Origin of the sequence: Paenibacillus xylanilyticus, from assembly GCF_047246825.1 — a bacterium.
Lineage (GTDB): Bacteria > Bacillota > Bacilli > Paenibacillales > Paenibacillaceae > Paenibacillus > Paenibacillus xylanilyticus_B.
The window spans coordinates 94,224-120,131 of sequence record NZ_JBFOLB010000007.1 but is presented as its reverse complement, the minus strand read 5'-3'; the positions used below and the strand labels follow the sequence as shown (position 1 = coordinate 120,131).

General features: G+C 46.2%; 22 protein-coding genes. 20 read left to right on the top strand and 2 right to left on the bottom strand.

All coding sequences use genetic code 11. The annotated features are described in order from the left end of the window. Positions 1-20: 20 nt before the first annotated feature. Entirely contained in the window at positions 21-566 is a 546-nt protein-coding gene (pssA, locus tag AB3N00_RS26880) for a CDP-diacylglycerol--serine O-phosphatidyltransferase (protein ID WP_413037300.1), read from the top strand. A 14-nt stretch (positions 567-580) separates the two neighbouring features. Then, positions 581-1,066 (top strand): DedA family protein, encoded by a 486-nt coding sequence (locus AB3N00_RS26875; protein ID WP_413037299.1) that lies wholly within the window; start codon positions 581-583, stop codon positions 1,064-1,066. A 307-nt stretch (positions 1,067-1,373) separates the two neighbouring features. Here the strand turns inward: AB3N00_RS26875 and AB3N00_RS26870 are convergent, their stop codons facing one another. After that, on the bottom strand, positions 1,374-2,564 hold the full coding sequence (locus AB3N00_RS26870; RefSeq protein ID WP_413037298.1) for a cation:proton antiporter: 1,191 nt from the start codon (positions 2,562-2,564) through the stop codon (positions 1,374-1,376). Between the two features lie 378 nt (positions 2,565-2,942). Between AB3N00_RS26870 and AB3N00_RS26865 the strand changes: the two genes are divergently transcribed. From AB3N00_RS26865 to AB3N00_RS26845, 5 genes are all read left to right on the top strand, one after another. Next, positions 2,943-3,527, top strand: a complete 585-nt coding sequence (locus tag AB3N00_RS26865) for a DUF420 domain-containing protein (RefSeq protein WP_175395276.1) — start codon at positions 2,943-2,945, stop codon at positions 3,525-3,527. A gap of 75 nt (positions 3,528-3,602) precedes the next feature. After that, the gene (gpmA, locus tag AB3N00_RS26860) at positions 3,603-4,346 is read left to right on the top strand and encodes a 2,3-diphosphoglycerate-dependent phosphoglycerate mutase (RefSeq protein ID WP_413037297.1); all 744 of its coding nucleotides are present in this window, start codon (positions 3,603-3,605) and stop codon (positions 4,344-4,346) included. Between the two features lie 195 nt (positions 4,347-4,541). Continuing rightward, positions 4,542-4,709 (top strand): hypothetical protein, encoded by a 168-nt coding sequence (locus tag AB3N00_RS26855; protein WP_175395278.1) that lies wholly within the window; start codon positions 4,542-4,544, stop codon positions 4,707-4,709. Between the two features lie 151 nt (positions 4,710-4,860). After that, positions 4,861-5,769 carry an aldo/keto reductase gene (locus tag AB3N00_RS26850; protein ID WP_413037296.1) on the top strand — a complete coding sequence of 303 codons (909 nt, stop codon included), beginning with the start codon at positions 4,861-4,863 and terminating at the stop codon, positions 5,767-5,769. A gap of 85 nt (positions 5,770-5,854) precedes the next feature. Beyond that, positions 5,855-6,181: a thioredoxin family protein gene (locus AB3N00_RS26845; protein WP_413037295.1), complete on the top strand. Its 327-nt coding sequence runs from the start codon at positions 5,855-5,857 to the stop codon at positions 6,179-6,181. A 71-nt stretch (positions 6,182-6,252) separates the two neighbouring features. On the opposite strand, the gene bacA is transcribed toward AB3N00_RS26845, so the two are convergent. Beyond that, positions 6,253-7,041, bottom strand: coding sequence for an undecaprenyl-diphosphate phosphatase (gene bacA / locus AB3N00_RS26840; RefSeq protein WP_413037365.1), 789 nt, complete (start codon positions 7,039-7,041; stop codon positions 6,253-6,255). A gap of 241 nt (positions 7,042-7,282) precedes the next feature. Here bacA and AB3N00_RS26835 point away from each other — a divergent pair, with 241 nt between their 5' ends. The 13 genes from AB3N00_RS26835 to AB3N00_RS26775 all read left to right on the top strand — a co-directional run bounded on the left by AB3N00_RS26835 (position 7,283) and on the right by AB3N00_RS26775 (position 25,676). Further along, on the top strand, positions 7,283-7,915 hold the full coding sequence (locus AB3N00_RS26835) for a TetR/AcrR family transcriptional regulator (RefSeq protein WP_413037294.1): 633 nt from the start codon (positions 7,283-7,285) through the stop codon (positions 7,913-7,915). 132 nt (positions 7,916-8,047) lie between these two features. After that, a complete protein-coding gene (locus AB3N00_RS26830; protein ID WP_413037364.1) occupies positions 8,048-8,875 on the top strand; it encodes a substrate-binding periplasmic protein in 828 nt (275 codons plus the stop codon). A 31-nt stretch (positions 8,876-8,906) separates the two neighbouring features. Next, positions 8,907-9,551 (top strand): amino acid ABC transporter permease, encoded by a 645-nt coding sequence (locus tag AB3N00_RS26825; RefSeq protein ID WP_413037293.1) that lies wholly within the window; start codon positions 8,907-8,909, stop codon positions 9,549-9,551. A 16-nt stretch (positions 9,552-9,567) separates the two neighbouring features. Beyond that, entirely contained in the window at positions 9,568-10,314 is a 747-nt protein-coding gene (locus AB3N00_RS26820) for an amino acid ABC transporter ATP-binding protein (protein ID WP_413037292.1), read from the top strand. 17 nt (positions 10,315-10,331) lie between these two features. Continuing rightward, positions 10,332-10,754, top strand: coding sequence for an OsmC family protein (locus tag AB3N00_RS26815; RefSeq protein WP_076311998.1), 423 nt, complete (start codon positions 10,332-10,334; stop codon positions 10,752-10,754). A 312-nt stretch (positions 10,755-11,066) separates the two neighbouring features. Then, a complete protein-coding gene (locus tag AB3N00_RS26810; protein ID WP_413037291.1) occupies positions 11,067-12,857 on the top strand; it encodes a histidine kinase in 1,791 nt (596 codons plus the stop codon). Then, entirely contained in the window at positions 12,850-14,439 is a 1,590-nt protein-coding gene (locus AB3N00_RS26805) for a response regulator (protein ID WP_413037290.1), read from the top strand. The genes AB3N00_RS26810 and AB3N00_RS26805 overlap by 8 nt, the downstream gene beginning before the upstream one ends. Before the next feature lie 190 nt (positions 14,440-14,629). After that, positions 14,630-17,512 (top strand): glycoside hydrolase family 2 protein, encoded by a 2,883-nt coding sequence (locus AB3N00_RS26800; RefSeq protein ID WP_413037289.1) that lies wholly within the window; start codon positions 14,630-14,632, stop codon positions 17,510-17,512. A 279-nt stretch (positions 17,513-17,791) separates the two neighbouring features. Beyond that, on the top strand, positions 17,792-18,775 hold the full coding sequence (locus AB3N00_RS26795) for an ABC transporter permease (protein ID WP_413037288.1): 984 nt from the start codon (positions 17,792-17,794) through the stop codon (positions 18,773-18,775). Between the two features lie 15 nt (positions 18,776-18,790). Then, positions 18,791-19,693 carry a carbohydrate ABC transporter permease gene (locus AB3N00_RS26790; protein WP_239304898.1) on the top strand — a complete coding sequence of 301 codons (903 nt, stop codon included), beginning with the start codon at positions 18,791-18,793 and terminating at the stop codon, positions 19,691-19,693. Between the two features lie 183 nt (positions 19,694-19,876). Beyond that, positions 19,877-21,568 (top strand): ABC transporter substrate-binding protein, encoded by a 1,692-nt coding sequence (locus AB3N00_RS26785; protein WP_413037287.1) that lies wholly within the window; start codon positions 19,877-19,879, stop codon positions 21,566-21,568. 372 nt (positions 21,569-21,940) lie between these two features. After that, positions 21,941-23,635: an ABC transporter substrate-binding protein gene (locus tag AB3N00_RS26780; protein WP_413037286.1), complete on the top strand. Its 1,695-nt coding sequence runs from the start codon at positions 21,941-21,943 to the stop codon at positions 23,633-23,635. Positions 23,636-23,972: 337 nt separating this feature from the next. Beyond that, entirely contained in the window at positions 23,973-25,676 is a 1,704-nt protein-coding gene (locus AB3N00_RS26775) for an ABC transporter substrate-binding protein (protein WP_413037285.1), read from the top strand. Positions 25,677-25,908: the final 232 nt, after the last annotated feature.

Genomic DNA, 25,908 nt, shown 5'->3' with positions numbered 1-25,908 from the left:
AAGAAAGGGAGTCAAGTCTTATGAAATCTTTACCGTCCATCTTAACTTTGGGCAATTTAACATCAGGCATGCTCGCAGTCATTATGGCTATTCATGGCGAGTTCGCGCTGGCGGTGACCATGATCTGGGTTGCCATGTTCTTTGATTTGTTTGACGGCTTTGCCGCACGAAAATTGCATTGTGAGGGGGAGTTTGGCAAGGCGCTGGATTCCCTGGCTGATGTTATTTCCTTCGGAACAGCCCCTGTGCTGATTCTGTATCTGAATTCCATGAACGAAGTGAGTGTGCTCGGCATGGCACTGACGGCGTTATTTCCGGTGTGCGGCGCGCTGCGTCTGGCCCGTTACAACTGTCAGAAGACAGCAAGCACGGGTTTTGTCGGAATGCCAATTACATTCGCAGGCGGACTGATGTCCTTTTTCGCACTCTGGAGTCCTTATTTCACCCATGGTGTAGCCTATCTTGTTATCGTTGTATTATCCGGTCTAATGGTTAGCCAAATTCGATTCCCATCTCTGAAACAGGTGTTGGCGCCTCATGAGAAGGACGTCGTGGAACCGAAATAAGGAGCGAGTCAGTCATGGAAATTGCTAAAGAATTTATTGGTCAATATGGATATTTTGCAATCTATGGATTGCTCGCTCTTGGTGTCATTGGCATGCCCATTCCGGATGAGGTGATGATGACCTTTGTCGGTTATCTCGCATCCATCTCGGTCCTTAATTATTCAATATCTATTATTGTCAGTTTTGGTGGTGCATTTACGGGTGGGCTGCTCAGCTATGCGATCGGCAAGAAGGCAGGCAGACCTCTCGTAGTGAAGTACGGGAAATGGGTAGGCGTGAACCCCAAACGGCTGGGAAGGGTGGAGGGCTGGTTCCTGAAGTATGGGTACTGGTCCATCATTCTGGGATACTTCATTCCAGGCATCCGTCATCTGATGTGTTGTTTCTCCGGCATCAGCCGAATGGCATTAGGGAGATATGTACTCATTTCCGGTATCGGGGCCTTCATCTGGTGTGTCGTGTTTATCTCGATTGGTTTCTACGTAGGCGTATTAACTTAAAATGGACAACCTGTGTAAGATCCAGGTTAAGGGTAATAAAGACCTCTTGTAAATGGAGCGGTCTTTTTTTGTTGCCTGTGGACGTTTAACGAACTTGAGAATGTTTATTTCGAGAAAAAGTGAATGTAAGGAGTATGCCAAGCCAATACAAAAAGCCGCCTTGAACATGTTCCTTCCTTCGGCTTCGAAGGTGAACCATGGTTCAAAGCGGCGTGTGCTTCACGATCTAAATGGTTAATCTGATGAAATCATAGCTTTAAACTTCACTGAATTCAACAGTGGTTTCATTCCCGGTGATATTGATTAACTATCCATTTAGATGAGCTTCTTCAATCCCTTTTTCAACACGGGCTTCCCCTTTTTTGCGGGCAAAGGTTATTTTGAGCAGAGGTGGAGTAACCAGTGTAGTGACGATTACCATGATGACTACGCTGGTGAAATATTCAGAGTCGAGCAAGCCGGAAGCGAGTCCGGTTGAAGCAATAATCAATGCCACTTCACCCCGAGAGATCATGCCAGACCCGATGGCCAAGGACGAAGTCCGATCAAACCCTGTAAGCCGTGCACCTGCTCCGCCGCCAAGCAGCTTGGTCACCACAGCGATTAAACTAATCACGATGATAAACCAGATCTGGGAACCGACACCGTCAAACGTAACATTCAGACCGATACTTACAAAAAATACGGGGACAAAAATACTGTAGGCAATGGGTTCCACTTTGCTTTCGACTTCATGTTTGAAAGTGGTTTGGGAAATTGCAATACCGGCAGCAAATGCTCCAATAATACCCGCTACACCCATCCATTCTGCAAAATAGGAAAATCCGAAACAGATAATCAGCCCAGTCGTAATGACTGTTTCAGTAACCTTAAGCGGCGCCATCCATTTCATGATTCGAGGAACAAGGAACCAGCTTGCAGCGATAATAATAATAAAGAACAGCAGCTTCTTACCAATAAGCAGACTAATGGAAGTGTCACCTGCTCCTGTACCCAGCAAGCTCATCATGACAGCGAGTAATACAACGACCAGGACGTCATCAACAACAGCTGCACCAAGTATAGTTGTACCTTCACGTGAACTGAGCTGATCCATGTCCTTCAATGTCTGAACAGAAATACTTACAGATGTGGCGCAGAATAGAAGTCCGAAGAAAAGAGCATGAGTTTGGGACATGCCAAAAGCGATAGCAGAACCGTATCCCCCGATAAATGGAAGAATGATTCCACCGACTGCAACGGCAAAAGCAGCCTTCCAGTTCTTCTTCAACTGCTCCAGATCTGTCTCAAGTCCGGCGATAAACATTAACAACAGAACACCGATCTCTGCCATGTAGTGGACAAAGTCGGTTTGTTGAACCCAACCCAGAATAGCAGGCCCGAGAACAACACCGATAATGAGCTTCCCTAGCACCGAGGGCTGACCAAGTCTTACGGAGAGATCTCCAGCAAGCTTGGTGAAAATCAGAATTAAAGCAAGAGACAAAATAAATTCCATAGGTGTGCTCCTCTCCAGCAGTAGCGTTTATAAGGTTGCCTCCACCAAGGGCGCTTCATTCCATGCATACAAAACAAAAAAATGGCATAGAAAGGCGTGAATAACAGTGCCCTAATATGCCATAAAAAAGACAAAGAGGGGCCCTTGGTGACAGGCTCCTCCGATTTCAACGCGTATGTGATTAATTGCATTAATTATACCATAAAGACTCTTTTGGGTAAACCATTAGCAGCAGGCAATCGGATGAAAACGAGCTGTTAAGGGCATTTTATATGGATATGAAGCGCTTTTGTTCAGAGTGTTGTCACTTAACAGTCGACAGGTGGCGAGATATAATGACATAGAACATAGAAGTTAGTATATGAGGAGGATTTTGCATTGGGCAAACATAACAAAGGGGATTCGAATATTCAATCCAATTCGGCTGCCCCGACCAGTAATAAAAATTTTGCAGGTCTCATTATTACCATTTCCATTCTCGCCAATGTCATTATTTTATTGTTGTTCTTCGCACCTTCGATCGGTTACAAAGGGGATGTGGCCTTTGATATTACGGTGCTGCCGCGATTCAATGCCGTGTTTAACAGCTTCACGTTTATCTTCCTGCTTGCGGCACTGATTGCCATTATCAAAAAGAATGTAAAGCTGCATAAAAGATTTATTCTTGCCGCGTTCTCAACAACCCTTCTGTTTCTTGTCACATATCTGTCGTTTCACTATCTTTCTCCCGAAACGTCCAAATACGGCGGGGAAGGTATCGTTCGCTCCATCTATTTCTTCATTTTGATTACTCACAGTATCCTTGCGGCCATTATTGTGCCGCTGGCTTTGTTCACTCTCGTCTGGGGCTGGACAAATCAACTGAAGAAACACCGCAAAATTGCACGCTGGACGATGCCGATCTGGTTGTACGTCAGTTCCACAGGTGTAGTCGTTTATCTGATGATGGCTCCTTACTATTAATAATGTAGCTTGTAGTTCATAAAGTTATATCTCGCAGGGCTTGCGGGTAATGGTTTCAAGGAAGGAGGTACGGCTATGTACAGAGTGGTATTGATTCGCCATGGACAGAGTATGTGGAATGTAGAGAACCGTTTTACCGGTTGGACCGATGTCGATCTGACAAAGGACGGATACGGTGAAGCCCGTAAAGCCGGCAAGATTTTAAAGGAACAGGGTTTTGATTTTGACTACGCCTATGCTTCGGTGCTCAAACGTTCCATACGAACACTGGACATTGCGCTTGATGAAATGGACCGGATGTGGATTCCAATTACGAAGACGTGGAAGCTAAATGAACGCCATTACGGTGCACTGCAGGGATTGAATAAACAGCAGACTGCAGTCAAGTACGGGGAAGACCAGGTCATGGAGTGGAGGCGCTCCGTTAGCGTATCTCCACCGCCTTTGAATGAGAAGGATGAGCGTTATATGCAGGATCTGGACAAGTACAAGCGGCTTGGCTGCACGATTCCACGTACCGAAAACCTGATGGATACGTCCAAGCGGGTGCTGGAGTATTGGAACAGCGAGATCAAACCCATGGTTTCGGCTGGCAAAAGGGTGCTGATCTCTGCGCACGGTAATACACTCCGTTCACTGGTCATGCATCTGGACGAAATGTCGGAAGCTGATGTCATGGCACTCAACATTCCGACGGGCATTCCGCTGGTTTACGAGTTGGATGAAAACCTTCATCCTATTGGTCACTTTTACCTGACTGCTGATGGTTCCACTTACAAACATGAAGAAATGACCCATGTAGCACCTCCGTCGGATTAATCAAATGGCGATGTGCATTGCAGGTGACCTCTGAATTTTAGAGGTCATCTTTTTTCGTTTCATGGTCACAAATCATGTTCTTCTTCTAATCTCATAGGATATGGATGGTCTTACATACTGCGTTTCGTTTTCCCCACAAAGGGTAAATTTCAAGCAAGACACGATGTACATTAATCCCTAAAGGAGGAAAAACACATGTCTAAAAAAAGCGGAATTATTATGACGGCCATAGGGGCAGGCGTTACCTACCTGATGAGAAACAAGCAGGCAAGGGATAAGCTGTTCTCAACGGTTTCCGGAATGATGAAAAGCTCAAGTTCGTCTAATGGAAGTAAAAAGGTCCAACGTGTAGATGTAAATTAGTTTCTGTCACAAAGTGATTACAAAAGTGAAGCCCGGAGCTGTCAAGGTTCCGGGTTTTTCCGTGATTCTGTTTCATTATAACGAGGTGCGATTTTTGCCGGGAAGAATGATACAATGGATACTTGCAGAACGTATGAAAGGGGATATACACATGAAGAAAAACCGTCTGGGCTCATCTGAACTCTGGGTCGGGGAGATCGGGCTGGGCTGTATGTCGCTCGGAACTGAAGTGAAGCCCGCTGTAAACCTGATTCATGAGGCATTGGATCATGGTGTCAATCTGCTGGATACAGCCGACTTGTACGATGCAGGACGCAATGAGGAAATCGTGGGAGAGGCTATCAAGGGACGCCGAGAGCAGGTCATTGTGGCTACCAAGGTAGGCAATCGCCGAGTGCCTGGGAAAGAGGGCTGGTCATGGGATCCATCCAAGGCGTATATCAAGCAAGCTGTCCATGACAGCCTGAAACGCCTGCAAACGGATTATATCGATCTGTATCAACTGCATGGAGGTACATTGGACGATCCCATCGAGGAAACGATTGAAGCGTTTGAGGAGCTGAAGCAGGAAGGACTGATTCGGTATTATGGGATATCCTCGATACGCCCCAATGTAATTCGGGAATATGTACAAAGATCTTCTATTGTCAGTGTTATGAACCAGTACAGTGTTGCAGATCGCCGAGCGGAAGAGGAAGTGCTGCCCTTGTTGGAGAAAAAGGGGATCAGTGTCATTGCCCGCGGACCCGTCGCAAGCGGGGTGCTCGCAGATTCCGGTGGTGCGAAGGTGGACAAGGGATACCTGGATTATACTCCAGAGCAACTGCTTGCCATTCGTGAAGGCTTGAGCCGTCTTGTTACAGACGAGCGGAGCATGGCACAAACCGCCATCCGATATGCTCTGTCGCATCCTGCAGTAGCCGCCGTAGTCCCTGGAGCAAGTTCACGAGCACAGCTCCTGCACAATATTGAGGCTTCAAAATCTGCTCCACTTACGGCTGCGGAGATTCAAGCGATACGGGAACAGTATCCGGCCAATCAGTACAAGCAGCACCGATAATTTGCAGAACTACCTATTGCAATTGTAACTATTAGAGGTACAATAGAAATCAACACAAAAAGAATTGTACAAGGAGAGATGACATATGGAAAGAATACAAAGTGAACAACAATACCGTGATACCATTAATTCAGACGGGCTGACCGTCATCAAATTCGATACAACCTGGTGCCCGGACTGCAAAAACCTCGATCGTTTTATTGGCGAAGTCGTAGATCAGCACGCGGATAAAACCTTCTATGCGATGGATGCCGAGAAGTTCCAGCCCCTGGCTGAAGAGAACGCAGTACGCGGTATTCCAAGTCTGCTCGTTTTCCAGAATGGCAAGAAGATCGCACATCTGCACAGTAAATGGGCAAAAACACCTACACAAATCTCAGAGTATTTGGAGACGCTGGAATCCAAGGTATAAAGGTATGAAGAAGGCGACACAGGTTCCGGTTGGAACGCGTGTCGCCTTTTTGGGTTTACTTTTTTCTGTAATTACATCATCAAAATGAAAAAGAACACGGCTGCCAGCACAAAGCGATAGATCGCAAAGACCGTCAGACTGAGTTTTTTCAAAATGGACAGGAACGTCTTGATTGCGAGCATGGCTACGATAAATGCAGCGATAAATCCAATCGCAAAGATAGGGAAGTCGCTACCGTTCAGATGATCGATACTTTTGTAGAGGTCGTATCCTGTGGCTCCAATCATGATGGGTACGGACACAAGAAAGGTAAACTCAGCAGCAGCAACGCGGCTCACACCTGCGAACAATCCACCGGAGATCGTTGAACCGGAACGGGAGAAGCCTGGCCATAACGCCAAAATCTGAAAAAGTCCCACAACAAATGCCTGTTTATACGTAATATCGTCCACATCATGTGTGGTGATTCGATCACTGCGGTTGCTCCAGCGCTCAGCTACAATCATCAAGAGCCCACCGATGACCAAACTGTACAGTACGGTCTCTGGCCCAAAAAGATGTGCCTTGATCCAGTCACGGAAAACAAGTCCAATGACTACAGCCGGTACCATCGCCAAAAAGATATGTACGAGGTTCAGACGTTGGGAATAGCTCCTCTTCCCTCCGGTGAAGCGGAACATGTCAATGAATTTGTTCCAGTAGAGCACAACGACAGCAAGTACAGCACCGAGTTGAACAACCACCTCAAACGTTTTGACTGACTCGTTGTCCTCCGATAATCCCAGCAGGTGGGCAGTCAGAATCATGTGTCCGGTTGAGGACACGGGCAAAAACTCAGTCAAACCTTCGATGATGCCCATAATAATGGATGATAAAATGTCCAATTCTCTTCCTCCTTGAAATGCAGATGACAGAATGCAGTCTGCTCTGCTTGACTGACAACACTTGTTCAGCAGAACAAGGCTATCATCTATTATGATCAGAAACGTGTCCAACTTCAACTTATGCATTGAATTGATTGTTTAAAACCATATTGACAAAAACCTAGTTATCCAATAGGATATACTTAACTGACTGACTGATCAATCGGGAGGTACTGAAATGTCCAAAGTAAATCATAAGGAACCCGGTGAAGAACGACGGGATCAGATTATACGTATTGCGTTGCAGCGATTTGCGACCCACGGATACCATCAGACCAAAATTTCGGATATTGTTCGTGAAGCTGGCGTAGCCCAAGGGACGTTTTATTGGCATTTCAAGAGCAAAGAAGCCATCGCTGCAGAGATTGTGTTAACAGGCAGAGAGAAGCTGCTTGAAGCCATCGGTCAAGGTTATCGTAAGGACGCAGGCTCGGTTGAGGATATGGTCAAGGCTTCAGAGCGACTGTTCATGAATTTGTTCTCTTTTGCCGCCGACAACCGTTATTTTATGGAGCTGCTGCTGAAGGGTATCGTGACAGAAGAGTCAGTACGTCGTTTGGTTGAAGAGACTCGTAATGCTGTGGAGTCAGCGTTCCGCCATAACATGGAGCGTGCGATTGAACTTGGCATGCTGCCACAATCGATGGATGTGCCAGTACGAGCTGCATTACTGGTGAGCATGATTGAAGGCATGATCTCCCGCTGGCTGTTTGGCTCCGCGGAGCTGCATGAAGGAATATCAGCCAAAACGGCACAATCACTTGCTGTGGAAGCATCAAGCTTTGAATTTTACGGTTTGCTGGGCACGTAATGGACGTGCTGGTACCGGGGGCCTTTTTACATGATTGATGCAGGATCAGGGAATAATGGGTACAACTATTAACCACATGAATGAGAGGAAGTTAACGTGATGAATAATGGAACACAACGTTATGGCAAAAAAATGCGCAAAAGCTGGATGCTGACAGCAATTCTGCTTATGACCGTGCTGGTTGTAAGTGCTTGTGGCAGCAAAACAACCGATACAGACAGCACTAATGGAGCACAAGCGAGTAATGAACTGGAACAGATCAAGTCGGCTGGTACCATTAAAGTGGGTATGATGGGCACATATGCTCCGTACAACTTCCTGAATGACAACAAAGAAATGGATGGCTTTGATGCGGATATTGCACGTGAAGTTGCCAAGCGTCTCGGAGTTGAAGTTGAATTTGTATCCCAGGAATTCTCCGGCCTGATTCCAAGTCTGCAATCCAAGAAAATCGATGCTGTAATCAGCCAAATGACGATTACCGATGAACGGAAACAGGCGCTGGACTTCAGTGAAGGCTATATCACCAACCAAGTGAAAATTATTGTGAAAAGTGATAATAATGATATTACCAAGCTCGAAGATTTCAAAGGTAAAACGATTGGTGTAGGTCTTGGCACGAATGATGAAACTTACCTGCGTAACGAAGTGCTGCCGAAAGTGGGCGACTTCACCATTAAGACATATGACGATGTAATCTCTTCACTCAAAGACCTAAATGCGGGACGTATTGATGCTACAATCAACAATCTGTATGCACTGAAACCAATCGTGGATGCCAACGGATTCGATATTAAAGCAGTAGGTGAACCAATTAAGAGTGACCAAGCCGGCATCGCCGTTCGTAAAAACAATCCGGAACTCGTAGCTGCTCTGAATGAAGCACTCCAAGGCATGAAGGATGATGGTACGTACAATACCATTTTCAAAAAATGGTTCGGTGAAGAGCCTGCGCAATAATGAACCTGCAAGGCGAAGGGAAGTTTGATCCATGGAACTGGTATATGAGAATTTCCCCTTCTTTTTGAAGGGGGCATATTACACACTATACGTAACTGTAATATCCATGTTTTTTGCTTTTATCATCGGAGTGCTTGTTGCCATCGCTCGTCTTAAGGGGCCGAAGTGGCTCCGATTAATTGCAAGATTCTACGTGTCCATCATGCGGGGAACCCCGCTGCTGGTGCAATTATTCGTTATCTATTACGGATTGGTCGATTATGGCGTAACCTTGGGATCGCTCACAGCCGCCTGTCTGGGACTGAGTCTGAATGCAGGTGCATTCCTGTCCGAGACATTCCGGGGTGCCATTCAAGCTGTACCGAAAGGGCAGACAGAAGCAGCTTACGCTACGGGGATGACTCCTTTCCAAACCATGAAGCGGATCGTGTTTCCGCAGGCTGTCCGCATTGCCATTCCACCTATGGGTAATACCTTTATTGGTATGCTGAAGGAAACATCACTTGTGGCAACCATCGGAGTAACGGAGTTGCTGCGATCAGCACAGCTGCTGGTCGCACAATACTATGTTAACATGCCATTTTATCTGGCGATCGGCGTGATCTACTGGATTATGAGTATCGGCTTCTCGGCCATTCTGGAACAAGTGGAGCGCCGGTTGGCCCGGGCTTACTGATGGGAGGAGAGAACCGATGATTACAACGACAGGACTGAAGAAACGTTTTCAAAATAATGAAGTGCTCACGAACATAGACCTGCACGTGGATGCAAAAGACATTGTGGTGCTGCTGGGACCCAGCGGCTCCGGCAAAAGCACATTGCTCCGCTGTCTGAATGGACTTGAGGAACTGTCCGGCGGGAAAATTGAAGTGAACGGCATTGTTGTAGACAGCGCCGATCCGCTGCGACTTCAGCGCTCGCGGGTGCTTGAGATTCGCCGTCAGACAGGTATGGTGTTCCAACAATTTAACCTGTATCCGCACAAGACAGTGCTCGGGAATGTGATGGAAGGCCTCGTGACGGTGAAAAAAATCAAGCGGGACGAAGCGGCCGAACGCGGCCGGATTCTGCTGGATCGGGTAGGGCTGTCAGACAAGCAGGATGCTTATCCATCCAGGTTGTCAGGCGGACAACAGCAGCGGGTTGCGATTGCCCGTGCACTCGCCATGGAGCCGGAAGTCATGTTGTTCGATGAGCCAACTTCCGCCCTTGACCCCGAACTCGTGGGCGAAGTTCTTTCCGTCATGAAGGAACTGGCACAGGAAGGCATGACCATGCTGGTGGTCACGCATGAGTTGAAGTTTGCCCGTAACGTGGCTAACAAAATCGTATTTATGGCAGATGGATCGATTGTGGAGGAAGCAAGTCCGCAGGCATTTTTTGAGCATCCGAAACAGGAACGAACACGGAAATTTTTGCAGCAAATTACTGAATTCTAAGAAAGAAGGATAACATCATGAATGTAACAACCGTATGGAAAGGCAAACGCGCATTTACTTCCGAAGGACCCTCTGGCTATGCTGTAGGCATGGACGCCACGGCTGCTTATGGTGGTGACAGTAAGGGTGCTACACCGATGGAACTGTTACTTGCAGGTCTTGGGGGCTGCATGGGGATCGATATTACGATGATTCTGGATGCCTTTCTGGACAAAATTACAGGAATCGAAATTGAAGCTCAGGGAACCCGCAGCGAAGGTATGCCGAAAGGTTTTACTTCCATTGATCTGATCTTTAAAGTCGACGGAGATATCCCGGATTACCGCATCTGGAAAGCCATTCAAATGGCTGAAGAGAAGTATTGTGCCGTATCCGCTTCCCTAAGCGCTGATATTCATCCCAAACTGATTCTGAATGGGGTAGAGACACCCCGTCCTTAAGAGATCAGGATAGCGCTCCCAGTTCAGGCTGAAGGCAGCTATCTGCAATCGGGTGCTTCATATCATCGTACGTTTGCAATAAATATAAGTTGCAAGCCCGGTCGCCATGCGAATGGCGGCCTTTTTGTATGTTCGTCTCACAAGTACATCCTTTGTTCACTGCAAATGAGCAGGAATGTGTGCTAATCTTAGGAAATAGTTGGCGGAAGAACAGACCTGTAAGGTTGTATGGTATGATAAACGGAAGGGCGGAAATGGTTTAATCCTGCTCCTTATATGTAAGCGCTTATATAGAAAACGGAAGGTGCAGACATGTTAAAGAGGCTCATACGAATATCCAACAATCTCAAATTGAAGCATAAGTTGCTCATTTCCTATGTACTTGTAGTCATGATTCCGGTTCTCATTATCGGACTTGCCGTGACCGGCTACTTTCGGCAGCAGGCGCTGGATAACGCAATTGGTCAGACCATTAATAACGTGGATAAAATCAAAAGCCAGACTGCAACACTGCTGCGTGTGCCGACGGATATTTCCGATATCCTGATGTTCAATAACGAACTGAAGGAGATTGTGAACAAACGCTATACCAGCGTGATGGAACTGACTTCTGCTTATTTGGCCTATAAGGATTTTCAGGAATACAAGCGACAATACCGTGAGGTGGCAGGAATTCGTTTTTATTCCGCCAACCCTACCCTGATCAACAATCTGGAGTTTATCCCGTTGGATGAGAAGACCAAGGAAAGTTACTGGTATCAGAAAGCGCTGCTATCCACGAGTACGGGATGGTTCTACATTCCGGACAAGGAAGATAATCCGGTGCACAAGCTCAGTCTGGTCCGCAAAGTACCCTTTCCCGAATATCGTACTGAGGGAGTACTGATGATTGAAATTAATCAGGACGAGTTGAACGAACTGCTGCGGCAGGAACCGTTTGAGACCCTGATTGCAGATGAGCAGGGCTACGTTGTGGCTGCGAAGAATACCGAGCTGGTTGGCAAAACGCTGGATGAACTGGATTTTGGCGTGGATTTGCAGAATCAGGCCAAAGGAACACTGGAAGCCGATTTTCAGGGAGAGCCATCCAACATCGTTATTGATGAGCTGCGTCCCGTTTCGAGTATGAACAGCTTGAAGGTGATCTCGGTGTTTGCCACTAAAAATATCGTCAAGGATGCCAATACGATCAGTCTGATCGGGATGGTTTTTATCTCCCTTGTTCTGGTCATTGCACTTTTGCTCGTATACATTATCTCATTTCTTACATCGAACAGGCTGCTGCGTCTAAGCAAACATCTGAACAAGCTTGCCTTGGGGGACTTGAATGTTTCATCCAGAATCGACGGAAATGATGAGATTGGACAGTTGTCCAGACAATTCAATTACATGGTCAAAAGCATAAACGAATTGATGACCCAGGTCGTTGAAGCGACCGAGCAGAACAACCAATTGGAAATTGCGCAGAAAGAGATTAAACTGAAAATGATGGCGAGTCAGATTAATCCCCACTTTCTGTTTAATGCCCTGGAGTCCATTCGAATGAAAGCTCATATCAAAGGGGAGGCTGAGATAGCCAATATCGTCAGGCTGCTGGGCAAACTAATGCGTAAAAGCCTGGAAATCGGCAGTGGCAAAACAACCTTTCAGGCTGAACTCGAAATGGTGAGTTCCTACCTGGAAATTCAGAAATTCCGCTATGGCGACCGCCTCGCCTTTCAGATTCATATTGATCCTGATGCAGAAAAGATATATATTCCGCCTTTGATCATTCAACCTTTGGTGGAGAATGCCATTGTGCACGGATTGGAAAATAAAGAAGGAACGGTCCATGTAAATGTAACGATTCATCTGGTAAATGACATTGTACAGGTTCACGTCAAGGACGACGGTGCAGGCATTACGCCGGAACGACTGGCTGAGGTGATGCAATTTATCCGCGGACCGGAGGAGCAGGAGAAGAGCCGGATTGGTCTGCGTAATGTGCATCAACGGTTGACGCTGACCTATGGTGAACCGTACGGATTACAGATTACAAGTGTGTATGGGGAAGGAACAGAGATTTCTTTTGACTTACCTTCAGGAGGGGACCAGCATGTATAAAGTATTTTTGGTAGATGACGAACCGAGCATACGCGAGGGACTGACAACAATCATCGATTGGAAAGAGTATGGTTTTGAGGTCATCGCTACAGCTGCGAACGGTCGTGAGGCCATTACACGATTCGATGAGCTTAAGCCTGATCTGACCATTATAGACATCCGAATGCCCGGCATGACCGGATTGGACGTCATCGAAGAGGTGCGGAAACAACATCCGGGCTCACATTTTTTAATACTGAGTGGTTATGCAGATTTTGATTATGCCAAGAAAGCGATCAGTTTCGGTGTGGACGGATATTTGCTCAAGCCTGTGGATGAAGAAGAAATGATTGGCGAGCTTCAGCGTATTGCCACAGTGCTTACACGTGAACAGGAGACGCTGGCACGTCATGCAGGTGAAGATACGGCATATCGGGAGCATCAGATTGAGGCACTTCTGTTTGATAATTTGGAGGGTGTTGGGCCCATTGACGAGGATGCACTTGGATTGAAGTGGCCGGAGTATCAGGTTGTACTGCTTGAGATGCATGCTGCACCGGATATACAGCGCGGAAATGTAGCCAAACGCAAATTGGCGGAAGCCTTCGATCAAAAGGATCGGGGGATCGTCTTTTCTTATCATTCCGGACTTGCTTTGTTGTGCAGGGAGCCGATCACATCGGCACAGTCTGCCCAGCATCTCTATGATGAGCTGAAGCATTTGTTGGGAGAATGGAACATCGTCATGTACGGGGCAGCGGGTGAACCGGTGAATACCACATCCGACATTATCAGGTCCTATAAACAGGCCAACGGACTGCTTGCAGAACGTTTTTTGTTTACGGAACAACGTATCATGTTATGGAATGAAGAACTCGCGGCGCATGAAAACGCTGCATCAATAATAGCTGAGGATGAAAGTGCTGAGCCGGTGGAGTCAGAACTGGCAGACAAGCTGTACTATGCACTCGACATACGCAGCACTGAATCGGTCATTCGGGTGCTGACCGAGATTGAAGAACGAATTGTTCCCTACCACCGGACAGAGCAGGCGATCAAAACAGCGTTCTCACAGGTATTTTCTATGGCGATCAATAAGCTGGCTGCATCGAATCAGCACATGCAATCGATCACACAGGAACATTCCGTCCTGATCAACGAAGTGTATCACCAATTAACGGTATCTGATCTGAAGGTCATGGCTGAAGGCCATTTGACGCGGCTAATTCAGCGCATGGGCGGTGGCAGCAAGGATACGGTACTGAAACAGATGATCGATTTTATCCGGCGTAATCCGGGGGAGAATCTCAAGCTGGAGGTCCTTGCCGAGGTGTTTAACTACAACAGCAGTTATCTGGGCAAGCTGTTCAAAAACCATACGGGAGAATATTTCAACGCATTTTTGGACAAGGTCCGAATGGAAAAAGCGAAGGAACTGCTTGACGAAGGATTGAAGGTACATCAGGTTGCCGCGAGAGTAGGGTACGCCAACGTGGATTATTTTCACGGTAAGTTCAAGAAATACGTAGGAGAGTCTCCTTCAGCGTATAAACATGCCAGATCCCAGTCTAAGGGTCAGTCCGAAGAGCCTGATGAAGTGTAATTGGCAGCAGGCTCACATGGTTTATGCAGTTCTATTTTACACATCATATTTTATAAAACGTTTTCGGATTCATCTTGGTTCGTTTTTCATCCGTAGATAGTCCATCGTCTTCCTTAAATAAGCAATGGAGCCTTCCGACTGTACATCATAAACTGGGTGTATCTTATTCCAGACAAGGAGAGACAAGCAGATGAAATTACCGGGCGTACACGCTGTTCGACATACGTTTGACTTGAAGGGAACCTGGCAGTTCTGTCTGGAACCGGACCTCGCTAATGACCAGAGGCCTCCCCATCCTGATGACTCAGCATGGGGGAACATTCAGGTTCCAGGCTCCTGGGAAGAGCAGGGATACGGGAACGAGCCGGACTATCACAGGATGGATACATGGACCAAAGTACGTGAATATGAAGGTGCTGCCTGGTATGCAACTAACGTGGATCTCACAGCGTCAGAGACGGACTGCCAGTATGTGTTTAGACTTGAGGGAGTAAGGTGGACATCAGACCTCTGGGTAAATGGGCATCATGCAGGGCAGCAGGACAGTCTGCTCGCTGCGCAAGAATGGAATATTACATCGCTAATCCATTCGGGAAAGGTGAATCGGCTGGAGCTGCGTGTGGATAACACCATGAAACTGCCTTTGGCTGGCAGTCATATTCATTCTATTCATACGGCTACAGCGTGGGGCGGTATTACCGGTGGGGCTTATCTGTACCAGCTGCCGCCTTGTCGAATTCAGCAATTGCATATCCAGACGGATGCTGAGAAAGGGATCATAACGATACAGTATGATGTAAGCGTTAACGCCTCGGCGAAATCTCGTGCATATCAACTTCATATGGATATCAGGCACCCTGACGGAAGTTGGTTTACCCGACAGAGCCGTAGTATCGATTTGATGTCTCATCCCGTTGAAGAGACGTTATTAGATGGTAATTGTGGGAGGTTGCAATGGGAGCTGGAGCTTGGGCAGGAAAAAGACATAGCACTGTGGTCGGATGAATCCCCGATGTTGTATCAGCTCGCTGTTTCCTTGCATGATGAGAAGCAGGAACTGGATCGGGTGGAACGAACATTTGGGATGCGTTCTTTCAGAGCGAATGGAAAAAAGCTTGAGTTGAACAATGTGCCTGTTTTCTTGCGCGGCTACGTGGATTGCTGCATTTTCCCGCTAACGGGTTATCCGGTCTGGGACAAGCAGCATTATGTACAGCAGTTTCGTACGGCTAAGTCATACGGTTTCAATCATGTGCGTCTGCATGGCTGGAGTGCACCCCGCCCGTTCTGGGAGGCAGCGGACGAAGAAGGCATGTTAGTCCAGGCTGAACTTCCCCACTGGTCGCGTTGGTTTGAAAACCGTGATGTGACCGCACCAGCAGAGATCATGACATTTTTGACCCGTGAATTGAAGGGGTTATTACACTCTTTGCACACACATCCGTCCTTTGTCATGTTCTCGATGGGGAATGAACTAATTGGGCCTAATGGTCACCCTGAACTGAATGAATTGGTGGAACTGGCTCGTTCCCTTGATCCAACCCGGCTGTATACGGATAATACAGGGTTTGGTCAGCTGCCGGCTCAAGGACGAGGTGCAGATTATTACATCCAGTCGCTGAACTGGCATCCTCCACTGGAGTCGGAGCTGTCTGCGGTACCGGATACTACTCTGGATTACCATGATGTCACCCGACTTGCGGACTATCCCGTCATTGGACATGAACATGCCCAGTTCACCATGTATGTACGTCCCCAGGAGAAGGAGAAATACACAGGAGTCCTGCGTCCGAGCTGGCTGGAATCAATCGAGGAATCATTGTTACGCAAAGGTTTGGATGCTGATGTGGAATCCTTTCAATACGCCAGTGGAATACATCTGATTCGGTCGTTAAAGGAAGCGATGGAGCGTGTCCGGCGGACATCGGATGCAGCGGGCATACAATTGCTTGATATTCGTGACTTCCCCGGACAGGGGCATGCAACAACGGGTTTACTGGATGTTTTCTGGGAGAGCAAGGGGATAACGGAGCCAGCAGCATTCAGGCAGTGTAATGCAAGCGTTGTACTGTTACTGGGATGCAGTCAGCGGACCTTCTATGCAGGAGAGCCCATTCACATTGAAGCGAGTATATCCCATTATGGACAGCAGCCGATTATGGATGCATCCATACATTGGAGACTGATCTGCAATAATATAATCGAGGACGAAGGCGAGTGGGCATGTGGGGACATCAGCTGTGGCTCTGTTGTTTCGATTGGGCGTCTGACCATTCATGCACCCCATCAGGGTGCGGCTGCCTTTCACATTGAAGCTGAGATAAGATCGGGTCATTCGGAGCGCATGGCTGCCAACGTATGGCATGGTTGGTCGTTTCCTCTCTATCATCTTCACGATCAATCTCACCGGATTTGGAACAGCGTGAAGGAGCTGCAGCCATTTCTACTAGATTCGAATCATAATCAGGTGAATGTTCTGGATGGGAAGGAACTGCTCAGTCAAGATGAGATGGATCTGGTGATTACTTCCTCACTAACACCCAATGTCCTCGATTATTTGATGAATGGTGGACATGTCTGGCTTCACGTCAAACCGGATGAACTATATGATGCGGTAGACACCAAGTATCTGCCTGTATTCTGGAATTATCTCATGTTTGCAACACAGCCTGGAGCAACGATGGGGATGAACTTGCAGAAGCATGTACCTTTGCTGGGCAATTTCCCCCATGATCAGGCTTCGGATTGGCATTGGTATCATCTGGTGAATGGCATTCCTGCCATATGCCTTGATTCGTTGAACGGGGTGCGACCATTAATCGAAGTGATTGATCATTTTCACAGGGCCAAACGTCTGGCATATGCCTTTGAGGCTAAGGTGGGGCAGGGTAGTGTGCTTGTATCGTCATTCCCGTTTGCCGATGTCTCCATGATGAAACGTCCCGAGGCCGCCTACCTGTTTCAGGAGATGGTCGCTTACCTGCTGGGAGATCAATTCAAACCTGAAGCTGCCGTGTCAGTGGGTGAATTATTAGGCATCGTCAAGCTGCAGACCATTCAATTTACATTGTAAGTGCCGGGACCTGTTTCAGGTCCTTTTTTCATTCTCTAAAATAGGAAGTAAACGATTTCCGTAAAACGTTTTCGTAAATTAACATTATCAATTGTTTATACCTTTTTATGGCGGATATTGTAGATGAAAGGGCTTAAATTATCCGATTTTAATCGGATGATGTCGAATTAGATGGGGAGATATCTAATTTTTATATGATTTTCTCTAAAATCCAGATGGTATTTTGAAAACGCTCTATCAGGTATGATTGATCTATAAAACAGAGGAGGGGGAACGGAGATGGAAACGCTAACAAAAAAATCCGCTTCCGCGAAAAGAAGCAGTAACCCCAAGCCGCCAGCGAAGAGACGGCGGAACGGAATTTGGGATAGCATCAAGCAGCAGAAATATCTCTATCTCATGTCACTGCCATTCGTAGTTTGGGTTTTTGTATTTAACTATCTGCCACTATGGGGATGGACGATGGCTTTCCAAAATTATAAACCGGCCAGATCATTCGGCGAACAAGAGTGGGTTGGTTTTAAACACTTTGTAGAGCTGTTTAGTGATGAACGGTTCTATCTGGTACTAAGAAACACACTTGCAATGAGCTTAATGGGGCTGATTGTCGGTTTTGTCGTGCCGATTTTCTTTGCAATTCTATTGAACGAAATGAAGGGCATGCTATTCAAGCGGACGGTCCAAACCGTGTCCTACTTGCCTCACTTTGTATCCTGGGTCGTTGTAGCCGGGATCATTACCAAGATGCTCTCCACCGATGGAGGGATTGTCAACGACATTCTGCTGGGCCTGAATATTATTGATCAGCCGATCCAATTCATGGCGAAGGGGAACCTGTTTTGGTACATTGTAACCGCTTCAGATATGTGGAAAGAAACGGGCTGGAACGCCATCATCTATCTGGCTGCGATTACAGGTATTGACCAGGAACTGTACGAGGCTTCACGTGTCGACGGAGCTAACCGCTGGAGACAAATGTGGCACATCACACTGCCAGGCATTCGTACTACGATCTCTGTACTATTCATCATGTCCATTGGACACTTGATCAGTATCGGTTTCGAGAAGCAGATGTTGCTGCAAAACAGTCTGGTATTAGACTACTCGGAAGTCCTTGATCTCTACGCGCTCAATTATGGTTTGAATATGGGACGATTCTCATATGGTACAGCCATAGGTATATTCAACTCCGTTGTCAGTATCATCCTTCTGTTTACAGCGAACGGGTTGTTCAAAAAATTCACCAAAGAAAGCATTATGTAGGGAGGGGGAAACATTATGGCGAACAAATCATTCAATGCTACACGGGGCGATAAACTGTTCGATATATTCAATTATATCGCGATGGCGCTGGTGTTGGTCGTAACGCTGTATCCATTCCTGAACGTGCTTGCGATCTCGCTGAACAACTCAACCGATACTGTACGTGGCGGAATATACTTGTGGCCGCGGGAATTCACGCTGGAAAACTACAAAACGATTTTCCAATATGACGGGCTGCTGCAGGGTCTGCAGATTTCCATCCTGCGTACGATTGTAGGTACACTGCTCGGTCTGATCAGTTCATCCATGATCGCCTTTACACTGAGCCGTCCTGACTTCAAATTGAGAAAGTTCGTATCGACTACACTGGCACTCACGATGTATTTCTCCGGTGGTCTGATTCCGGTGTACATCCTGATGCGTGACCTGAACCTGATCGGTACATTCTGGGTATATGTATTGCCAGGCATGATCAGTGCATTCAACGTATTCATCATCCGTTCATTCATTGACGGACTGCCGTATGCGCTGCAGGAATCCGCAAAACTGGACGGTGCAAATGACTTTAAGATTTTCTACAAAATCATCTTGCCGCTCTGTAAGCCGGTACTTGCAACGATTGCATTGTTCCTGGCAGTAGGCCAATGGAACGCATGGTTTGATACGTATCTGTACAACGGTTCCAAGGCACATCTCACAACACTCCAGTATGAGCTGATGAAAGTGCTGCAGAGTACGCAGCAAGGTTCTGGCGCTGGACGGAATGCCAATGACATGGCACAGCAGATGACACAGATTTCACCAGAATCAATCAAGATGGCCATTACGATTGTCGTTACCGTTCCAATCCTGGTTGTATATCCATTCCTGCAAAAGTACTTTGTAGGTGGTATGACACTGGGTGCAGTAAAAGCATAAACAACATTATAGAGCTGCCAAAAAGAGCAGCCGTAAACTAAAAAAAAGCATCAGATGCCCGAGGCGTGATCCATTGGTTTGCGCCTCACCGTATAGGGCTGCGGAGCGGCATTCATGAAGCTATAGACAGGGACAAAAAAGTCCCGGACAAGACAGACATATGAATCAGGGAGGATTACCATAATGGCAGGTTTTAAAATGAAAGGGGCACTGGCTCCTGTACTTGCGATGTCTTTGCTCGCAGGTTGTGGTGGCGGAGGAACTGGCGGCGAAACGTCGTTTAAAGACACAAGTGGTGACACGTCTCCGCTCACATTCAGTTTTTTTAGCGTCGATCCCAGTCCAAACTGGAATGGCATGAAGGATGAGGTCGGCCAGGTTATCACGGAGAAAACAGGAGTAACACTTAACGGTGAGTTTGCCGTCAGCGGTGGTCAGGACAAAATATCCTTAATGGCAGCGAGCGGTGATTATCCCGATATCGTGTCACCAAAAGGAGAGCTTAGCAAACTGGTAGATGCAGGAGCGATGTTGGATCTGACAGATCTGATTGACCAGTATGCTCCCAATCTGAAGAAGCTGTATGGTAATTACATGGACCGGTTGAAATACAGTAATGAGGATCAGGCCATTTATGTGCTGCCGACGTATTATGCGGTAGACCAGAAGTACTTTGATGCAGGCGGCGGGTTCGGTATTCAGCACCGTGTGCTGAAAGAGCTGGGCTATCCTGAGGTGCGTACACTCGAGGATTTTGAAAATGTGCTGAAGGCTTACAAAGAGAAGCACCCAACGATTGATGGTCAACCTACGATCCCGTTATCCTTGGACGCAGATGACTGGAGAATCATGATCACGGTAACGAACCCGGCTTTCTTGGCAACGGGTGCACCGGATGACGGTGAATACTACATCAATCCGGAAACATATGAAGCGATGCTTCACTACAAACGTCCAGAGGAAAAAGAGTATTTCCGTTGGTTGAACAAAATGTACAACGAGGGATTGCTTGATCAGGACAGTTTCGTACAAAAAACAGACCAGTACAAATCCAAAATCGCAAGTGGACGTGTCCTTGGTGTTATTGACCAGGATTGGGGTTATTCCGATGCGGAGAACGCATTGAAAGCGGCAGGCAAGCCTGAAGCAACATATTCACACTTCCCGGTAACGCTGTCTGAAGATATCAAGGATCATTCCTATCAGGATACGGGCTTCGTATCCGGTTGGGGTGTAGGTATTACAACGACAAATCCGGATCCAGTGCGTACGATTAAATTCTTCGATTACCTGGCTTCTGAAGAAGGTCAAGTGCTGATGAACTGGGGAATTGAAGGCAAACACTATGAAGTGAAGGATGGCAAACGCGTTATCCCTGCCGACGTTCTGGATCAAAAGACAAACAATGCTGCCGTATTCCAAAAAGAGACTGGTATTGGTCTATACACCAATATGTCGGGTCACTATGGTGACGGAGTTAAGGATTCAACGGATAACTACTATACGACGAATTTCCCTGAACAGATCGTAGCAGCATATTCCGAGCCAGAGAAAGAAACACTGAAAGCATATGGTGTTACAACTTGGAAAGACCTGTACCCAAGTGAAGATGAGTTCCCGGTTAAGCCATGGGGAGCGGCATACAATTTGCCAACTCCAGGTGACTCCAATTACAACGTCATCTTCCAGAAAACGCAGGATATTATCCGTAAACGAATTCCGGAAGCTATTCTCAGTTCCCCGGATCAATTTGACAGCATCTACGATGGAATGATTGCGGAAGTAAACAAAGCTGGAGCAGAAGAAATGGAACAACAATACACCGAGCTTGTCCAAAACCGTGTTAAATTGTGGAACGGTGAAGCGAGCCAATAATCAGCCAAGTGTATCGTTTATTTTTGAACGAGGAGAACCCAGTTACCTGGGTTCTTTTTTTATGTCTAAAACGTTTTCTAAAAAACGTTTTCAATTTTATGAATTCACTATTGACAAGGACTTGTAGAGGGATTATGATGCAAATATGAAAGCACTTACATCTGTGGTATGACAGTTCAAAACGGCTTTTCATTCAAGTTTGAAAAAGAGAGTGACATCAGATTTATAGAGTGATGAGGAAAACTTCAAGTTAAGAAGTAAGCGCTTTTAATGTATTAAAAACAAATGATTTACATTCAGTTCTTTCCGGTATGTGCAGGCCAGCCTGTTATACAATAGATAGCTTCATTTTATCCATAAGGGGGATTATACATGAAGGGCAAAACACCAAAAACATTCGCAATGCTTCTGCTCGCAAGTGCACTTGCCATCACGGCAGGCTGTGGAGGAGGTACTACCGCTTCGGAAACACCAGAGGATACAGGGGATACAACCAGTCCGATCACGTTTACATTCTTTGGTGCAGATGCAAGTCCAAACTGGAACAATATGAAGGATGCAGTGGGCCAAGAGATTACCAAACGAACAGGTGTTACAATTGAGGCAGAGTACGATGTGAATAATGGCGGAGATCAGAAAATACCTTTGATGGCTGCCAGCGGTGATTACCCTGACATTATCTTTCCTAAAGGGAATTTATCGAAGCTAGTTGATGCAGGCGCAATGCTTGATCTTACCGATCTGATTGAAGAACATGCACCAAACCTGAAAAAAATCTATGGCGATCAAATGAACCGTTTGAAATACAGCCTGGAAGACCAATCCATTTATGCGATTCCAACGAACATGGGTGTAGATAATATTGCTTTTGATGCTGGTGGCGGATTCGAAATTCAGCAAAAAGTGTTGAAAGAGCTCGGATATCCGGAAGTAAAAACACTTGAGGATTACGAAAACGTATTGAGAACCTACTATGAGAAACATCCAACGATTGATGGACAGCCAACCATTCCACTGACATTGAATGCGGATGACTGGAAGATCATGATTACCGTAACGAACCCGGCATTCCAGGCAACAGGTGCTCCGGATGACGGTGAATACTATATAAACCCGGAAACCTATGAAGCGATGCTGCACTACAAACGTCCAGAAGAAAAAGAATATTTCCGTTGGTTGAACAAAATGTATAATGAAGGACTGCTGGACAAAGATACATTTGTTCAAAAAGACGACCAATACAAATCCAAAATTGCCAGTGGTCGTGTACTTGGTCTGATTGACCAAGACTGGAACTATGGTGAAGCTGAAAATGCTCTTAAATCAGCGGGCAAGGATGACAGCACATACGCTCACTTCTCCGTATCTCTGAACGAAGATATTGTAGATCATACGTTCCAGCCTACCGGTTTTGACGGCTATGGAATCGGAATTTCTACGACGGCTAAAGATCCGGTGCGTATTATCAAATTCATGGATTGGCTCGCTTCAGATGAAGGTCAAGTATTGAGAAACTGGGGTATCGAAGGGCAACACTATAACGTTGAAAACGGCAAGCGTGTTATTCCTGACGAAGTACAGGATCGCAAAATCAATGATAACTCAGCCTTTACCAAAGAAACTGGAATTGGATTGTACAATATCTTCAGTGCAAGATACGGTGACGGCGTGAAAGATTCTACGGATAACTATTACACTACGAACTTCCCTGAGCAGATCCAGGCAAGTTATACTCCAGCTGAGAAGGAAACGCTAAAAGCATATGGCATAACTACATGGAAGGACTTCTTCCCATCTGAAGATGAACTGAAGCTGAAAGACTGGGGCGCTGCATACAATATGCCGGTTCCATCAGATACCGACTACAACGTAACCTACCAGAAAACACAGGATATTATCCGTAAACGTATTCCGGAGGCAATTCTTGCGAAGCCGGAAAACTTTGACCAAGTCTACGACAGCCTCCTAGCTGAATTGGACAAAGCAGGTGCAGTGGAGATGGAGAAACAGTACACCGTATGGGTGAAGGAACGTGTTGCTCTGTGGACTGGTAAAGATGTGAAATAATGAAACAACGCTGGAAATAACCTGTGAAAATATAGCTTTTCATTTACAAAAAGAGGCCTATCAGAAAGGCCTTTTTTTGTTGTTGACGGAACGGGTAGGATAGCATATAATCATTGATGTAAGCACTTTCAGTAAGCGTTTTAAATCAGTTTTCGAAAACGTTTTACCGTTGTTAAATGAGAGTTAGTAATTTAAATGTACAACGTTTTAAATGTTTGCGAAAAGTGTGAAATGTTATTTCGGTAAGCGCATACAGAAATGCGCTTCAAATGTGGTATTCGCAGGCTTCAGCCTGTTATACAGATAAAACCTTCATAATAATAGGGGGAACTAGACAATGAGAGGCAAAATGAAAGGCAATACACCTAAGACTTTTGCAATGTTGATGCTCGCAAGTGCGCTGTTGGTTACTGCTGGTTGCGGAAATTCGGGAAGCAAGGATTCCTCTTCCGGAGAGTCCAGTGGAACTGATCCGATTACAGTCACGTTTTTTGGTGCTGATGCAAGTCCAACTTGGAACAAGATGCAAGATGCAGTCGGCAAAGAAATTACGAAGCAAACAGGCGTTACGATTGAAGCGGAATATGATGTAAACAATGGCGGCGAGCAAAAGATATCTCTCATGGCTGCCAGTGGCGATTATCCGGATATCATTTTCCCAAAAGGTAACTTGTCTAAGCTCGTGGATGCGGGTGCGATGCTTGACCTCACGGATCTGATCGAGGAGCATGCACCGAACTTGAAAAAAATCTATGGCGATCAGATGAATCGTTTGAAATACAGCACGGAAGATCCAGCAATCTACACGATCCCAACCAATATGGGTGTAGATAATATGACGTTTGATGCAACAGGCGGGTTCGAAATTCAACAAAAGGTTTTGAAAGAGCTCGGCTATCCTGAGGTAAAAACACTTGAGGATTACGAAAATGTACTGAAAGCTTATTATGAGAAACATCCAACGATTGATGGACAACCTACCATTCCACTGACATTGAATGCGGATGACTGGAAAATCATGATTACGGTAACCAACCCGGCATTCCAGGCAACAGGAGCTCCGGATGACGGTGAATACTATGTCAATCCAGAAACCTATGAAGCGATGCTGCACTACAAACGTCCAGAAGAAAAAGAATATTTCCGTTGGTTGAACAAAATGTACAATGAAGGACTGCTTGACAAAGATACATTTGTTCAAAAAGACGACCAATACAAATCTAAAATTGCCAGCGGCCGTGTACTCGGTCTGATTGACCAAGAGTGGAACTATCAAGAAGCTGAAAATGCATTGAAAGGTGCTGGCAAGGATGACAGCACGTACGCTCACTTCTCTGTATCCCTGAACGAAGATATCGTCGACCATTCGTTCCAGCCAACCGGATTTGATGGCTACGGAATCGGAATTACTACTTCTGCGGAAGATCCAGTACGTATTATCAAATTTATGGACTGGCTCGCTTCGGACGAAGGTCAAGTGCTCCGAAACTGGGGAATCGAGGGCCAGCACTACAATGTAGTGGATGGCAAACGTGTCATTCCGGATGAAGTCCAGGATCGTAAGACCAATGACAATTCCAACTTCAGCAAAGAAACAGGTATTGGTCTGTACAATGTCTTTAGTGCAAGATATGGTGATGGTGTGAAGGATTCAACAGATAACTATTACACAACCAACTTCCCTGAGCAGATTATCGCTGGTTATACAGCGGCTGAGAAAGAAACGCTCAAAGCCTATGGCATTACAACGTGGAAAGAGTTCTTCCCGTCTGAAGAAGAACTTCCACTCAAAGAATGGGGAGCATTATATAATATGTCCGTGCCTACAGGTACAGATTATGACGTAACGTTCCAAAAAACTCAGGATATCGTACGCAAACGGATTCCTGAAGCCGTTCTGACCTCGCCAGCGAACTTCGATAAAGTGTATGATGATTTCCTCGCTGAGCTGGACAAAGCTGGTGCAGTGGAAATGGAGAAACAATATACGGTATGGGTTAAAGACCGTATCTCTCTGTGGACAGGCAAAGAAGTGAAGTAATATAAGCGTGGTGGATGGGAATTCATTCATTGCAAGAAAGAGGCCCTGATTCAGGGTCTCTTTCTTGCTTTTTCTTGTGATGTTTTACATTGACGCAGATATATAAATCCAATATACTTTTCTTACTGAAAGCACTTTCAGTTTAAGGCTGTTAGAGCAGCGGGTTTGACCATGCAAAGAGCCAGTGGATACGAAATAACTCTTACATAATGTAGTATCCGAAAACGTTTTA